This window comes from Methylobacterium sp. 37f, assembly GCF_023093475.1.
Classification (GTDB): Bacteria; Pseudomonadota; Alphaproteobacteria; order Rhizobiales; family Beijerinckiaceae; genus Methylobacterium.
Window position 1 is genome coordinate 66,009 of record NZ_JAGHKN010000012.1, and the last position, 13,521, is coordinate 79,529.

A 13,521-nucleotide genomic window follows, 5' to 3' on the forward strand; every position below is an offset into this window, starting at 1 on the left:
GATGGAACGATGCGGGAGCGGCGGGCGCTGCAGCGTGCGGTGGCATTGGTGGCCCTGGTTCCGGTGGCCTCCGGCCTCTACGGCGTGCTGTTCGGCCTGAACGGCCTGGGCCGTACCGGGCTCGTCGACGTGTCCGCCGACAGCCACTTCCGTTACCTGTCCGGCCTGCACATGGGCATCGGCATCCTGTTCTGGACCTGCGTGCCCGGCATCGCGGCGAAGACGACGCTGTTTCGGTTTCTCACGCTGGTGGTGGCCCTTGGCGGGCTCGCCCGCCTGCTCGGATGGGCGCTGACCGGGCTGCCGTCGGTCCTGATGCTGGCCGCCCTCGCGGTGGAGCTGGTTGTCACGCCCCTGCTCTGCCTGTGGCAGGCCCGCGTCGCGGCGCGGTATGGGACCGACCCGTCCGGTCCGGACCTCACCCATCGAGACCTCTCTCATGAGGGGCTGGCCCGTCAGGCCACATCGCGCAGGGCCGCCGGGTGAGCGACCTCGTCGAGGCACGCCCCCGCCCGGTGGATCGGGGCCTCGCCCTATTGGAGCGCTTCGTCCCGAAGCCCAGCGCCTGGGCCTTCGCCGTGCGGATCTGGCTGGCCATGATCCTGGCGCTGTACGCGGCTTTCTGGCTGCAGCTCTCCAGCGCATCCTCGGCCGCCGTCTGCGTGGCCATCCTGGCGCAGCCGACCCGCGGCCAGGCGCTCTCGAAGGCGGTCTACCGCTTCCTCGGCACCCTCGTGGGCGCGGTCGTGGCAATCGTCCTGATGGCGCTGTTCGCGCAGGACCGTGTCGTGCTCCTCGTGGCCTTCGCGACTTGGCTCGGCCTCTGCGTCTTCACCGCCCACTTCCTCCAGGACACCCGCGCTTACGGCGCCATGCTGTCCGGCTACACCGTGGCGATCATCGCCATTGCGCATATCGACAGTCCGCAGAACACCTTCGATGCCGCCGTCGACCGTGTCGCGGCGATCACCCTCGGCATCGTGGCGATCACCTTCATCAACGATGCCCTCGGATCTCCGAGCATCTGGCGCTCGGTGCGCGACGCGCTTGCGGGCGCCATCGGGGAAACCCGGACCTTCGCCCGTGAGACCCTGATGCGGGGCGATCCCGGCTCCGAGCGCGCGGCGGCGCTGATCCGCAGGATCGCCGCCATGCGGGGCGATGCCAGCGCCATCGCGGGCGAACTCGATGACGGCCCGGATCGAGCCGCCGGCGCCCGCAGCGCCATCGCGGGCCTCTACGTGATGGCCGCTGCCGCCCGCCATCTCCGGGCCGCCCTGGCGCGCCTGGACGAAACGTCGCCCGCCTTGGAGGATGCGCGTCGCCTCTGCCTCGAACTCACCGAGCCGGAGGGCGATCCGGACCGGGCGGTGGACCGGCTTTCCGCCCTCGTCGAGTCTGCGATGCGCGACGGCGCAGTGCCGCTCGATGCGATCCTAGCCCTGCAGCGCGCCCTCGATTTCGCCCGTGCGGCCGGTTTCGCGCAGGACGGTTACCGATCCCTGGCCGAGGGCGGACGGCCACGCCGAGACGTTCCCCTCCCGACGCACCGCGACGTGCCGGAAGCCCTTCGGGGTGCGATGCGGGTGGCGATCGCCTTCGGCCTCAGCGCCCTCCTCCTCATCCATGCCGGCTGGCCTGCGACCTCCTTCGCTCTGGTGCAGGTCGCCTCCACCTGTGCCCTGTCGTCGATCACGCCGGACCCGCGAGCCTTCGCCAAGGGCGTGCTCATCGGCATGCCGCTGGCGGCCCTCTGCGCCGGCCTCGTGCTGTACGGCGCCCTCGCGGGGGTGCAGGGCTTCCCCCTGCTGGCCATCGCCATGGCGCCGGTGGTGTTCACGGCCTGCTTCCTCAGCCTCAATCCGCCGACCTTCGGCATCGGTTTCATCCTGCTGGTGTTCTTCCCCGTGCTGCTCTCCCCCTCGAACCCGCAGACCTACGATCCGCAGGGTTTCCTCACCAACGCCTTCCTGGTCATCGTCGCGGCGCTGATCCTGTTCTTCACCGTTCGGATCATCCTGCCCATCTCCGCCGGTCGCCACCGGATCTTTGCCCTCGATTCGGCCCGGCGCGCCCTGGTGGATGCGCTCGCCGGCCGCGGCGGCGACGCCACGACGCGGACCAGCCTCAACAGTGACCGCCTGCTGCAATTCGCTCGCTGGAGTTCGGGCAGCAGCGCCGTGCGCGCCGCCAGCCTCGACCGGGCCTTCGACCTGGCGCGGATGGAATCGGCCGCCGCCCGCGCCCACGCGCAATTGCGCGGTCTGGCGCAGGACCCGTCGCTCGCCGCCCTTGCCGTGCTGGCGGCCGCCGCCATCACGGCCGTGGATGCCGCCGGGATGCGGGCCTCCGCCCGAGCGCTGCTGGCGGCGGGACGCGATGCCGTGCCGGCGACGCGGATGCATCTGGCCCGCGCGGTGAGCGACCTGACCACCGCCGCGCACGTGATCGAGAGCCAGGGACGGTTCCTGCGCCGCCTCGGCATCGGGGCCGCTTGATGCGCAGCGACCTGAATGTCGGCGGCATCCTGATCTCGCCCTTCGTGACCTATGCCGCCGGGGCCCTGGCCATCCTCGTGCTCCTGCGTCTCCTGTTCGCGCGCTTCCGCGTCAGCCGCTACGTCGCCAATCCACCGCTTGCGGAGGCCGGCCTCTACGTCTGCATCCTCGCCCTCCTGATCGTGTTCCTGTGACGATGGCCGACCAAAAACCCGTTGATACGCCCCAGCAGGCCCCGCAGGTACGCGGACCGGACACCAGCCCGCGCCGGTCCGGCCGCGGCCGCCGCCTCCTGCGCCTTGTGGTGACGGGAATCATCCTGGCCTGCGCGGTGGTGGCGGCCGCCCTCGTCTGGCAGTTCTACGTCACCGCCCCGTGGACCCGGGACGGGCGGGTGCGGGTCCAGGTCGCCGCCGTCGCCCCCCAGGTCTCCGGACAGATCACGGAGCTGCGCGTCGCCGACAATCAGCAGGTGAAGAAGGGCGACATCCTCTACGTCATCGACCCCTTCGATTTCGAGGTCTCGGTGGCCTCGGCCCAGGCCGAACTCGAGAACCGCGAGGCCGACCTTCAGGTCAAGCGCACCCAGGCCGCACGCCGCGAGGCTCTCACCACCCTCTCCACCTCGGTGGAGGAGAAGCAGCAATATGCCGGCACCGCCAAGATCGCGGAGGCGGCCCTCGCTTCGGCCAAGGCACAGCTCTCCCAGGCCAAGATCAACCTGGAGCGCACCCAGGTGCGCGCGCCGGTGAACGGGCGGGTGACCAACCTGCTCCTGCGGCCGGGCGACTACGCCACCACCGGCACCGTCAACATCGCCGTCATCGACACCGACTCGTTCTGGATTGACGGCTACTTCGAGGAGACCAAGATGGCCCACATCCATGTCGGCGATCCGGTCTCGGCCGAACTCCTCGGTTACGACCCGCTGATCCACGGCACCGTGGAGAGCATCACGCTGGGCATCAGCACCGCCAACGCCACCGCGAGCACCCAGGGACTGCCCAATGTCGACCCGGTCTACACCTGGGTGCGGCTGGCCCAGCGCGTGCCGGTGCGGATCCGCATCGCGCGCGTGCCCGAGGGCGTCACCCTGGTCGCCGGCATGACCGCCACCGTCTCGGTGGGGGAGCCCGGCCGGCATCGCGACGACTGGCTCGCCCGCCTGCGCGGCCGCTTCAGCGGCGCGGCTGCGCCGACCCCTTGAGCGATAGGCGCCGCGGCAGGGATTCTTAAGGCTGTGGCGATGAGAAGGAGGACTGTCGCGAAATCGCGAAAATAGGGTCTTGACGCATCTTCGATTGGGTCGCACCTTGTTGTGGTGCTTCGACGGTAAAGCACAGCTCAAGCAACGAGGAGGCTTGATCGTCCGACGATCATGACCAACGAGAAGCAGGAGATATGGGAATGACGCCACCCCAGCAGGCAGCTGCGGCGATCATCCGGGGTTGATTCGACCCGGACGTTGAGCAGCGCACACGCGAATATCGGGACGGAAGCGGTCTCAGGAGCGCAGAAGCGGCCGGAACGGCACGACTTCAGACATACACCAGGCTCCATCTCGGCCGCTTCCGCCGCCGATCACGCGAACTCAACCGCTTCGGTTGAGATTCAAGATCATCAAGACTTCCGCATGGTATTGCTCACCGACCTTCAAGGCGCGTGGCTCGAGGCCGTATGGCATGAAACCGGCTGCTTCGTAGCGCCGGATCGCACGCGTGTTGGTTGCCCCAACCGACAGGTTGAGATCCTCCACGCGGCTCGTCGCATGGTCGATCACGGCGGAGATAAGTGCCGTTCCGATTCCCTTGCCGCGCGCGTCTGGCCTGACATAGGCGCCCCAGAGCGTACCCTTGTGCCGAAGCTTCGGTGAGTCCGGCATAAAGAGTCCGGCTGCACCGACGAGCCCGTCTCCATCCTGGGCGCCGAATACGGCGTGGGTCTTCAGCGTGGCGCTGAACCACTCGAGCGGCTGTTCGGCCTCTGACTCCCAGGAGGCGCCGAAGGCCTCCGGGTGTCGGGCGAGGCCGTCGAGGCGAAGGGCTCGGAACGCAGCCGCATCCTGGGCTTCAAGCCTGCGGATGGAACCCATGAACCGCATCCCCTTCGTCCGTCCGGCAGGAGGCTACTCGATGCCGAGCTTCGCCTTGAGCAGGGCGTTCACGGCCGCCGGGTTCGCCTTGCCGCCGGTGGCCTTCATCGTCTGGCCGACGAACCAGCCGAGCAGGGTGGGCTTCTCGCGCGCTTGGCTGACCTTGTCCGGGTTCTTGGCGATGATCTCGTCCACCGCAGCCTCGATGGCGCCGGTGTCGGTCACCTGTTTCATGCCGCGTGACTCGACCACCTCGCGCGGGTCGCCGCCTTCGGACCACACGATCTCGAACAGGTCCTTGGCGATCTTGCCCGAGATCACGCCCTCGCCGATCAGGTCGACGATGGCGCCGAGCTGGTCGGCCGAGACCGGGCTGGTCTCGATGCTGTGGCCCTCCTTGTTGAGGCGCCCGAACAGCTCGTTGATGACCCAGTTCGCCGCGGCCTTGCCGTCGCGGCCCTTGGCCACCGCCTCGAAGTAATCGGCCGAGGCGCGCTCGGCGATGAGCACGCCGGCATCGTAGGAGCTGAGGCCGTAGGTCTCGATGAAGCGCGCCTTCTTGGCGTCGGGAAGCTCCGGCAGGCCGGCCGCCAGGGCGTCGACATAGGCCTGGTCGAATTCCAGCGGCAGCAGGTCCGGGTCGGGGAAGTAGCGGTAATCGTGCGCCTCTTCCTTCGAGCGCATGGACCGGGTCTCGCCCTTGCCCGGATCGAACAGGCGGGTCTCCTGGCTGATGGTGCCGCCATCCTCTATGATGGCGATCTGGCGCCGCGCCTCGGTCTCGATGGCCTGACCGATGAAGCGGATCGAGTTGACGTTCTTGATCTCGCAGCGGGTGCCGAGCGGGGCGCCGGGTTTCCGCACCGAGACGTTGACGTCGGCGCGGAGCGAGCCCTTCTCCATGTCGCCGTCGCAGGTGCCGAGATAGCGCAGGATGGTGCGCAGCTTGGTCACGTAGGCCCGCGCCTCCTCCGACGAGCGGAGGTCGGGTCGGGACACGATTTCCATCAGGGCGACGCCCGAGCGGTTGAGGTCGACGAAGCTCTGGGTCGGGTTCTGGTCGTGCAGGGACTTGCCGGCATCCTGCTCCAGGTGCAGGCGCTCGATCCCGACGGTGATGGTCTCGCCCTCGGCTAAGTCGACCAGCACTTCGCCCTCGCCGACGATCGGGTCCTTGAACTGGCTGATCTGGTAGCCCTGCGGCAGGTCCGGATAGAAGTAGTTCTTCCGGTCGAACACTGAGCGGTGATTGATCTGCGCCTTCAGCCCGAGACCGGTGCGCACGGCCTGGGCCACGCACTCCTCGTTGATCACGGGCAGCATGCCGGGCATGGCTGCATCGACCAGAGAGACGTGGTCGTTCGGTTCGCCGCCGAACTCGGTCGAGGCGCCCGAGAACAGCTTGGATCGGCTGGTGACCTGGGCGTGGATCTCCATGCCGATCACGACCTCCCAGTCGTGCAGGCCGCCCTTGATGAGCTTCTTGGGGTTCACGGCAGCGGTCATGATGGCCCGGATTCAGCGTTGCGGGGCGCGAATGCGCGCCTGAAGGGTGGAAGTGCCGGCCGGCGCGGTCAAGCGCGCAGGCGGTAGAGCTGGTGCGCCAGGAAACCGAGAGCGCCCCACAGGAAGGCGGCGATCCAGCGCACGGGGAAGAAGGTCGGGCCGTCGTGGCTCACCGGCGCCGGCCACGGGATGCCGATCGCGGTGACGCCCCACGACACCAGCACCGAGACCGCGAACGCCATCAGCGAGACGAGGATGATCTTCACGAACTGATCCGACTTCCAGCCCATGACCAGCGCGATGGCGATCAGGACGGGATCGAAGGCGGCCCAGATCCAGACGTCGAAGGGATAGACCGGGACGGTCATCGGCTGCGCCTCATGCCCACCACGCGGGCGGCAGCCGGGTCCGCCCGGCCGCGTCCTCGATGACCTGGGCGGCGGCGAACAGCGTCTCCTCGTCGAAGGGTCGGCCGATGAGCTGGAGCCCGAGGGGCAGCCCCTGCGCGTCGAGGCCGGCCGGCACCGAGATACCGGGCAGGCCCGCCATGTTCACCGTGATGGTGAACACGTCCTGCAGGTACATCTCCACCGGGTCGCCGGAGCCCTTCTCGCCGACGCCGAAGGCCGCCGATGGGGTGGCGGGCGTCAGGATCGCGTCGATGCCGGCGGCATAGGCCTCTTCGAAGTCGCGCTTGATCAGGGTGCGGATCTTCTGCGCCCGCACGTAATAGGCGTCGTAGTAGCCGGCCGAGAGCACGTAGGTGCCGATCATGATCCGGCGCTTGACCTCGCGGCCGAAGCCGGCGGCGCGGGTGTTCTCGTACATTCCGGCGATGTCCTTGCCGGGCACCCGCAGGCCGTAGCGCACGCCGTCGTAGCGGGCGAGGTTCGAGGAGGCCTCGGCCGGGGCGACGATGTAATAGGCCGGCAGAGCGTAGGATGTATGCGGCAGCGAGATCTCGCGGATCGTGGCGCCGGCATCCTTCAGCATCGCGGCGCCCTGGTCCCACAGCGCCTGGATCTCGGCCGACATGCCCTCGACCCGGTACTCCTTCGGGATGCCGATGGTCAGGCCCTTCACGCCGCGGGCCACCGCCGCCTCGAAGTCGGGCACGGGCAGGTCGGCGCAGGTGGTGTCGCGCGCGTCCGCGCCCGCCATCGAGCCGAGCAGGATGGCGCAGTCGCGCACCGTGCGGGCGATCGGCCCGGCCTGGTCGAGGGAAGAGGCGTAGGCCACCGTGCCCCAGCGCGAGACCCGGCCGTAGGTCGGCTTGATGCCGACGGTGCCGGTGAAGGCGGCGGGCTGGCGAATCGAGCCGCCGGTATCCGTCGCCGTGGCGCCGAGGCAGAGATGCGCGGCCACCGCCGCCGCCGAGCCGCCGGACGAGCCGCCCGGTACCAGCCGGGTGTCCGATCCGGCCCTGCGCCAGGGCGAGACCACGTCGCCATAGGCGGAGGTCTCGTTGGACGAGCCCATGGCGAATTCGTCGAGGTTGAGCTTGCCGAGCAGGACCGCGCCGTCGCGCCACAGGTTGGCGGTCACGGCCGATTCGTAGGCGGGCGTGAAGCCCTCGAGGATCTTCGAGCCGGCGGTGGTCGCCACGCCCTCGGTGCAGAACAGGTCCTTGATCCCGAGGGGAATGCCCTCGAGCGGGCGGGCCTCGCCGGCGGCGATCTTCGCATCCGCGGCCTGCGCCATCGTCAGGGCCTGATCCGGCGTCTCGACCAGATAGGCGTTGAGGCCGCGCGCCTTCTCCATGGCGGCGAGATGCGCCCGGGTCAGGTCGGCAGCGGAGAAGGCCTTGGCCTTCAGCCCGTCGCGGGCTTCCGCCAGGGTGAGTTCATTCAGAATCGTCGTACCGGAGGCAGTCATGGGCGCTCGTCCTGTTGAGCCCCGATGCTCCGCCGTCGCCATCCCGTGGGCGCCGGGCGGACCGTCGCTCGGGGCGGCCTCGTTCGCTAGGGGGCGGATCGCGCGCCTATTCGACGACCTTCGGGACCAGGAAGTAATGGTCCTCGGTCTCGGGCGCGTTGGCCACGATGGCGTCGGCCTTGGCCCCGTCGGTGACGACATCCCGGCGCTTCTTCATCGCCATCGGGGTCACCGAGGTCATCGGCTCCACGCCCGTCACGTCGACGGCGCCGAGTTGCTCGACGAAGGCCAGGATCGCGTTGAGTTCACCCTGCAGGGGAGCGACCTCGTCCTCGCTCACCGCGATGCGCGCCAGGTGCGCGATGCGCCTCACCGTCGTTGCGTCGACCGACATGCTGTCTTCAGATCCTCAGGCACCCCTGCGCCGGCCCGCGAGGCTCGCGGGCGATGGGGCCTCGGGCGGGCTATAGCACCCGCCTTCGCGCGCTCGCAACGCCGGGTCGCTCCGCCCGAGCCCCGCACCCGTCAGGTGATGATGTGGTGGGGCAGCAACGGGGATTCGATGAGGATGCCGGACCGGGCTGCGTTCGGCTCTGCCTGCCGGAATCCCAGCACCAGGATTTCGAGGGCCAGGGCCAGCATCAGCTTGTGCCGCAGGGGCATCGCACGCCGCGCAGGGCTCGCCGCGGAGGCAATAAGTGCGGGAGGGGCAGGAAGCGCATCGGGAAAGGTCGGAGTCATTCGGGCCACATCCAGGATCTTAACGATGTGTTAACGATGCTCTGGCTCACGGGGTCCGCGCAAGGCTATGACAACACTTCTTTAAGGTTAATGCGGACCAGGAGGGTCATTCACATGTGGGAAGCGGTCTTCTCGCCCTGTGCGCCGGGGCCGGTGGCGACGGAGGCGGCCCTCGAACGGGCCGAGGCCGAGCTCGGATACGGCCTGCCGGAGAGCTATCGCGCCTTCTGCCGGACCCTCGGGGCAGGGCTCGCCAACGGCTATTTCCGCGTCGCCGTCCCGAGCGACGATCCGGAGACCGATCTCCTCGCGAATTCCGAACTGATCGCGCACAGCATCGCCTCCGTCATCGGCGAGCGACCGGACCATCGCTTTGAGGTCGAGGGCGACGATCCCGCCGTCGTCGAGCGGGCCGGCTTCTTCGGGCGCTCGGAGGCCGGCGAGTTCCTGTTCTGGGACGTGGTGCCGGGCCGCGACGAGTACGAGATCTGGGTGCTGGGCGCCGACCTCGAATCGGTCCGATTCGGGGGCGCCGATCTCGTCGACCTGATGCGCCGGAGCCAGGGGCCGGCGGTGCGTGGCATCCTCGGCATGGGGGCAGCCCCCCTTCCCGCCAGCTTCGTCGGCGACGGCACTGCGGGCGCGGCTGGCCTGCACTAAGCCGGCATGGCCATCTGCGTCCCGCATCGGGATTCCTTGCCGTTCCGCGCCGGATCGATCAGGAGGAGCGGGCGCACAGGAGAGGATGGCACATGGACGTGGCCGAGATGCGGGCCTTCGCGGAGGCCTCGCAAGGCGGGCCCCGCCTGATCGGGATCGATCTCGGCACCAAGACGATCGGCCTCGCCCTGTCGGATGTCGGGCGCCAGATCGCCTCGCCGCTCGAGACCATCCGCCGGGTCAAGTTCACCCCGGACGTGAAGCACCTCGCGGCCCTGTGCGAACGGCACGGCGTCGGCGGCCTCGTGATTGGGTTGCCCCTCAACATGGATGGCAGCGAGGGCGTGCGGGTGCAGTCGACCCGGTCCTTCGTGCGCAACATGAAGCCGCTGCTGCCCCTGCCCGTCCTCTATTGCGACGAGCGCCTGTCCACCGCCGCCGTCACCCGCGCGCTGATCGCCGCGGATGCCTCGCGGGCCAAGCGCGGCGAGGTCGTCGACATGCTGGCCGCCGCCTACATCCTGCAGGGCTGCCTCGACCAGATGCGTGGCGCCCTCGGCGACGACGCCGACGACGCGGAGTCCGGCGACGAACCCTGAGCCGCCCTATCCCACCAGCGACACCGCCCCGCTGCCGTGGCGCTCGATGCGCCCGTCGAGCTCGAGTTCGAGCAGGGTCGTCTGGACGACGCGGACGCTGAGGCCGGCGGTGCGCGCCAGTTCATCGGTCCCGATCGGCGTCGGGCTCAGGAACCCGATGAGCCGGGTGCGATCATCGCGGGCGTCGGGCGCCTCGATCTCCTCGGCGGGCATCGGCAGGACGATTCCGTCGACATCGAGCTCGTCCCAGAAGATCGGGGCGTCGGCGAGGTCCGGGCGGTCGACCGCCAGGGCGTCCCGTCCGCCCGCGCCGCCGTCCTCCAGCAGCGGTGCGATCGCCTCCGTGACGTGCGCGACCTCGGAGACCAGGGTGGCGCCTTGGCGGATCAGGTCGTTGGTGCCCTCCGCCCGCGGGTCGAGGGGCGAGCCCGGCACGGCGAAGACCTCACGGCCCTGTTCGAGGGCGAAGCGGGCGGTAATCAGCGAGCCCGAGCGGCGGGCGGCCTCCATCACGATGGTGCCGTAGGCGAGGCCCGAGATGATGCGGTTGCGCCGCGGGAAGTCACGTCCGCGCGGCACCCAGCCCATCGGCATCTCGGCCAGGATGGCGCCCCCCGCCTCCAGGATCGCATCCACCAGGGCGGCGTGGTTGGTCGGGTAGATCCGGTCCTGCCCTCCGGCCAGCACCGCGACGGTGCCCGGTACCAGCGCGGCCTTGTGGGCCCGGGCGTCGATGCCGCGCGCCAGCCCCGAGACCACGACCAGCCCGGCCTCGCCGAGCCCGCGCGCGAGGCGCTCGGTGAAGGCGAGCCCCGCGGCGGAGGCGTTGCGCGATCCCACGATGGCGATTGCGGGGCGGTGAAGGATCGCGGCCGGCCCCCGGATCGCGATCAAGGGGGGAGCCGAATCGGCCGCCTGCAGCAGCTTCGGGTAATCGGCTTCCCCCAGAGCAACGAGGCGTGCACCGAGGCGGCCGGCGGCGGCAATCTCGGCCTCGGCTTCCGCACGGCCCGGAGGCACGATGCGCTGGCCGCCGCGGCCGGTCAGGCCCGGAAGGGCTTCGAGGGCCGCACCGGCCCCGCCGAAGCGATTGATCAGGGTGCGGAAGCTGCGCGGGCCGATGCCCTCGGTGCGGATCAGGCGCAGCCAGTCGAGACGCTGGGCATCGGTGAGCTGCATTGCCCTCCCCCTCCGGAGCGGGCAGTCGGCCTCAGCCGTTCTGCCCGATGCGCCCCTCGGTTCCGTCGATCAGCCGGCGAATGTTGGGCGCATGCTTCCACCATAGCAGGGCTGCGAGCACGAGAAACAAAAATGCAACCGAGGGCTGTCCGAATGTCCATAGCACCAGAGGCGTCAGGGCCGATGCGGCCAGAGCCGCGAGGGACGAGTATTTCAGCGTGAAGGCGAGGCCGAGCCAGATTGCCGCGAAGGCCAGGAGCCCGAGCGGGCTCAGGGCCAGAAGGACGCCCAGGAAGGTCGCGACGCCCTTGCCGCCCTTGAACCCGAGCCAGACCGGGAACAGGTGCCCGAGGAAGGCGCCGAAACCTGCCACGAGACCTGCCATGAGACCTGCATCCATTCCGAATCGCCCGGCGAGGAGGACCGCGACGGTACCCTTCAGCGCATCCCCCAGCAGGGTGGCGGCCGCCAGCCCCTTTCGCCCGGTGCGCAGCACGTTGGTGGCGCCGATATTGCCCGAACCGATCGCCCGGACGTCGCCAAGCCCGGCAAATCGGGTGAAGATCAGCCCGAACGGGATCGACCCGAGGAGGTAGCCCCCCGCGAGCGCCGCCAGCAGGACAGGCCAGAGATGCGAATCGATCGGGCTCACGCGGCGGCCTCGGTCTCGGCGGGGGCGCGGAAGACGATCCGTCCCTCGACCATCGTCAGGATGGCGGCCCCCTGCAGGCGGGCCTCGTCGAAGGGCGAGTTCTTCGAGCGCGACTTCAGTTGGCGCTTGTCGAGCACGTAGGGCAGGTCGGGGTCGATCAGCACAAGGTCGGCGGGGGCGCCCGCCGCGAGCCGTCCGGCCGGGCGTCCGAGCAGGCGGGCGGGGTTCGCCGTCAGGGCCGCGAGCAGGCGCGGCAGGCCGACATCGCCGGTATGGACCAGCCGCAGGGCCGCGCCCAGCAGGGTCTCGATGCCGAGGGCGCCGTCGGCGGCCTCCGCGAAGGGCAGGCGCTTGGTCTCCACATCCTGTGGATTGTGGTCGGAGACGATGACGTCGATCACCCCGTCGTTCAGGGCCGCCACCAGGGCGAGCCGGTCGGTCTCGTGGCGCAGGGGCGGCGAGAGGCGGCAGAAGGTTCGGTAATGGCCGATGTCGCCCTCGTTGAGGACGAGGTTGTTCACCGAGGCGCCGCAGGTGACGGGCAGCCCGTCCGCCTTGGCCCGGCGCACGATCTCGACCGAATCGGCACAGGAGATCATCGCCGCGTGGTATCGGGCTTGCGTGAGGCGCACGAGGCGGATGTCACGCTCCAGCATCACCGTCTCGGCCTCGCGCGGGATGCCGAGCAGTCCAAGCCGCGAGGCCATCTCGCCTTCGTTCATCACGCCGTCGCCGACGAGGTCCGGCTCCTCCACGTGCTGCATCAGCAGGGCGCCGAAATCGCGGGCGTAGGTGAGCGCGCGGCGCATGACCTGGGCGTTCGCCACCGCCTTGAGGCCGTCGGTAAAGGCCACGGCGCCGGCCTCCTGCAGCAGGCCGAACTCGGTCATCTCCTGGCCGGCGAGGCCCTTGGTGATGGCGGCGGCCGGCAGGACGTGGACGCTGGCGGTGTCGCGCGCCCGGCGCAGGACGAAGTCGACGATGGCCGGCCCGTCGATGATGGGATTGGTGTCCGGCATGCAGACCAGCGTGGTGACGCCTCCGGCCGCGGCCGCCGCGCTGGCGCTCGCCAGGGTCTCGCGGTGCTCGGCGCCGGGCTCGCCCACGAAGGCGCGCAGATCGATCAGGCCGGGGCTGAGAACGTAGCCGCCGCAATTGATCGTCTCGGCCTCGTCCGGCACTCCGGCCAGCGGCCCCCAGCCGACATCGTGGATCAGGCCGTCGCGGACGAGGACGTGGCCGGGCGCCTGCCGGCCCGTGGCCGGGTCGCACAAGGTGGCGTTGGTCAGGAGGATGGGGCGCATCGTCATGCGTCGCGGTTTCGACCGGGCGCGCCGTGGCGTCAAGCGGGATGCGGAGGGCACGCCGCCTCGCGGCGCGGCGGCGTGCCCCGGCAGGGCGCCGGCCCGTCGTCTCAGACTTCGTAGATCGGATCGTTGGCCGAAGCCTTGTTGAGCTTGATGCCGTTCAGGCAATCCGCCTTCGCCACATAGCTTTCACTGCTCTTCGAGATCTCTTCACCGTTCTTGGCATAGTAGACCCAGTACCACTGACCGCGGACGTCCTTCTTGTGCTTATAGCAGGGGTAGGAAATCGCCGACATCGTCTCGCTCCTCGGTTCACCGATGCCACCAGCAGCACCGGCCAGAATTCAAACTCTAGGTTTGATATCTGCCGATTTATTAACCTGAGAGAAATCTTTCAAGATGTCTGATAACG

16 protein-coding genes are annotated in these 13,521 nt (G+C 69.5%); 6 read left to right on the forward strand and 10 right to left on the reverse strand.

What is annotated here, in order from left to right:
• Positions 1 to 9: 9 nt before the first annotated feature.
• Genes J7U37_RS10510 through J7U37_RS10525 form a run of 4 tightly spaced genes read left to right on the forward strand, consistent with a single transcriptional unit; the run spans position 10 to position 3,705 of the window.
• Positions 10 to 486, forward strand: coding sequence for a DUF4345 domain-containing protein (locus tag J7U37_RS10510; protein WP_247635674.1), 477 nt, complete (start codon positions 10 to 12; stop codon positions 484 to 486).
• Positions 483 to 2,498 (forward strand): FUSC family protein, encoded by a 2,016-nt coding sequence (locus J7U37_RS10515; RefSeq protein WP_348772988.1) that lies wholly within the window; start codon positions 483 to 485, stop codon positions 2,496 to 2,498. Before J7U37_RS10510 ends, J7U37_RS10515 begins: the two co-directional genes overlap by 4 nt.
• Entirely contained in the window at positions 2,498 to 2,692 is a 195-nt protein-coding gene (locus tag J7U37_RS10520) for a DUF1656 domain-containing protein (RefSeq protein WP_056482483.1), read from the forward strand. The genes J7U37_RS10515 and J7U37_RS10520 overlap by 1 nt, the downstream gene beginning before the upstream one ends.
• Positions 2,693 to 2,694: 2 nt before the next feature.
• Positions 2,695 to 3,705 (forward strand): efflux RND transporter periplasmic adaptor subunit, encoded by a 1,011-nt coding sequence (locus J7U37_RS10525; protein WP_247635675.1) that lies wholly within the window; start codon positions 2,695 to 2,697, stop codon positions 3,703 to 3,705.
• Positions 3,706 to 4,089: 384 nt separating this feature from the next.
• On the opposite strand, the gene J7U37_RS10530 is transcribed toward J7U37_RS10525, so the two are convergent.
• The 6 genes from J7U37_RS10530 to J7U37_RS10555 form a co-directional block, all read right to left on the reverse strand.
• On the reverse strand, positions 4,090 to 4,590 hold the full coding sequence (locus tag J7U37_RS10530; RefSeq protein WP_247635676.1) for a GNAT family N-acetyltransferase: 501 nt from the start codon (positions 4,588 to 4,590) through the stop codon (positions 4,090 to 4,092).
• A gap of 33 nt (positions 4,591 to 4,623) precedes the next feature.
• Positions 4,624 to 6,096 (reverse strand): Asp-tRNA(Asn)/Glu-tRNA(Gln) amidotransferase subunit GatB, encoded by a 1,473-nt coding sequence (gatB, locus tag J7U37_RS10535; protein WP_247635677.1) that lies wholly within the window; start codon positions 6,094 to 6,096, stop codon positions 4,624 to 4,626.
• A gap of 68 nt (positions 6,097 to 6,164) precedes the next feature.
• Positions 6,165 to 6,464, reverse strand: coding sequence for a hypothetical protein (locus tag J7U37_RS10540; RefSeq protein ID WP_247635678.1), 300 nt, complete (start codon positions 6,462 to 6,464; stop codon positions 6,165 to 6,167).
• Positions 6,465 to 6,474: 10 nt separating this feature from the next.
• The gene (gene gatA, locus J7U37_RS10545; RefSeq protein WP_056183871.1) at positions 6,475 to 7,971 is read right to left on the reverse strand and encodes an Asp-tRNA(Asn)/Glu-tRNA(Gln) amidotransferase subunit GatA; all 1,497 of its coding nucleotides are present in this window, start codon (positions 7,969 to 7,971) and stop codon (positions 6,475 to 6,477) included.
• A gap of 106 nt (positions 7,972 to 8,077) precedes the next feature.
• On the reverse strand, positions 8,078 to 8,365 hold the full coding sequence (gene gatC, locus J7U37_RS10550; protein ID WP_056482465.1) for an Asp-tRNA(Asn)/Glu-tRNA(Gln) amidotransferase subunit GatC: 288 nt from the start codon (positions 8,363 to 8,365) through the stop codon (positions 8,078 to 8,080).
• A 131-nt stretch (positions 8,366 to 8,496) separates the two neighbouring features.
• Entirely contained in the window at positions 8,497 to 8,634 is a 138-nt protein-coding gene (locus J7U37_RS10555) for a hypothetical protein (RefSeq protein ID WP_200935842.1), read from the reverse strand.
• A 192-nt stretch (positions 8,635 to 8,826) separates the two neighbouring features.
• On the opposite strand from J7U37_RS10555, the gene J7U37_RS10560 reads away from it, so the two are divergent.
• The gene (locus tag J7U37_RS10560; protein ID WP_056482460.1) at positions 8,827 to 9,372 is read left to right on the forward strand and encodes an SMI1/KNR4 family protein; all 546 of its coding nucleotides are present in this window, start codon (positions 8,827 to 8,829) and stop codon (positions 9,370 to 9,372) included.
• A 92-nt stretch (positions 9,373 to 9,464) separates the two neighbouring features.
• Positions 9,465 to 9,971, forward strand: coding sequence for a Holliday junction resolvase RuvX (ruvX, locus tag J7U37_RS10565; protein WP_247635679.1), 507 nt, complete (start codon positions 9,465 to 9,467; stop codon positions 9,969 to 9,971).
• Between the two features lie 6 nt (positions 9,972 to 9,977).
• Here ruvX and dprA read toward each other — a convergent pair whose 3' ends face one another.
• The 4 genes from dprA to J7U37_RS10585 all read right to left on the reverse strand — a co-directional run bounded on the left by dprA (position 9,978) and on the right by J7U37_RS10585 (position 13,405).
• Positions 9,978 to 11,150 carry a DNA-processing protein DprA gene (gene dprA, locus J7U37_RS10570; protein WP_247635680.1) on the reverse strand — a complete coding sequence of 391 codons (1,173 nt, stop codon included), beginning with the start codon at positions 11,148 to 11,150 and terminating at the stop codon, positions 9,978 to 9,980.
• Between the two features lie 31 nt (positions 11,151 to 11,181).
• Entirely contained in the window at positions 11,182 to 11,802 is a 621-nt protein-coding gene (plsY, locus tag J7U37_RS10575) for a glycerol-3-phosphate 1-O-acyltransferase PlsY (protein ID WP_247635681.1), read from the reverse strand.
• Positions 11,799 to 13,106, reverse strand: coding sequence for a dihydroorotase (locus tag J7U37_RS10580; protein ID WP_247635715.1), 1,308 nt, complete (start codon positions 13,104 to 13,106; stop codon positions 11,799 to 11,801). The genes plsY and J7U37_RS10580 overlap by 4 nt, the downstream gene beginning before the upstream one ends.
• Positions 13,107 to 13,216: 110 nt before the next feature.
• A complete protein-coding gene (locus J7U37_RS10585) occupies positions 13,217 to 13,405 on the reverse strand; it encodes a DUF1508 domain-containing protein (RefSeq protein WP_247635682.1) in 189 nt (62 codons plus the stop codon).
• Between the last annotated feature and the right edge of the window lie 116 nt (positions 13,406 to 13,521).

Coding starts and splice junctions, on each gene's coding strand:
- gatA (WP_056183871.1), bottom strand. CDS start 7,971: ATGACTGCCTCCGGTACGACGATTCTGAATGAACTCACCCTGGCGGAA.
- J7U37_RS10510 (WP_247635674.1), top strand. CDS start 10: ATGCGGGAGCGGCGGGCGCTGCAGCGTGCGGTGGCATTGGTGGCCCTG.
- gatC (WP_056482465.1), bottom strand. CDS start 8,365: ATGTCGGTCGACGCAACGACGGTGAGGCGCATCGCGCACCTGGCGCGC.
- dprA (WP_247635680.1), bottom strand. CDS start 11,150: ATGCAGCTCACCGATGCCCAGCGTCTCGACTGGCTGCGCCTGATCCGC.
- ruvX (WP_247635679.1), top strand. CDS start 9,465: ATGGACGTGGCCGAGATGCGGGCCTTCGCGGAGGCCTCGCAAGGCGGG.
- J7U37_RS10580 (WP_247635715.1), bottom strand. CDS start 13,106: ATGCGCCCCATCCTCCTGACCAACGCCACCTTGTGCGACCCGGCCACG.
- J7U37_RS10585 (WP_247635682.1), bottom strand. CDS start 13,405: ATGTCGGCGATTTCCTACCCCTGCTATAAGCACAAGAAGGACGTCCGC.
- J7U37_RS10520 (WP_056482483.1), top strand. CDS start 2,498: ATGCGCAGCGACCTGAATGTCGGCGGCATCCTGATCTCGCCCTTCGTG.
- gatB (WP_247635677.1), bottom strand. CDS start 6,096: ATGACCGCTGCCGTGAACCCCAAGAAGCTCATCAAGGGCGGCCTGCAC.
- J7U37_RS10540 (WP_247635678.1), bottom strand. CDS start 6,464: ATGACCGTCCCGGTCTATCCCTTCGACGTCTGGATCTGGGCCGCCTTC.
- J7U37_RS10560 (WP_056482460.1), top strand. CDS start 8,827: ATGTGGGAAGCGGTCTTCTCGCCCTGTGCGCCGGGGCCGGTGGCGACG.
- J7U37_RS10555 (WP_200935842.1), bottom strand. CDS start 8,634: ATGCCCCTGCGGCACAAGCTGATGCTGGCCCTGGCCCTCGAAATCCTG.
- J7U37_RS10530 (WP_247635676.1), bottom strand. CDS start 4,590: ATGGGTTCCATCCGCAGGCTTGAAGCCCAGGATGCGGCTGCGTTCCGA.
- J7U37_RS10525 (WP_247635675.1), top strand. CDS start 2,695: ATGGCCGACCAAAAACCCGTTGATACGCCCCAGCAGGCCCCGCAGGTA.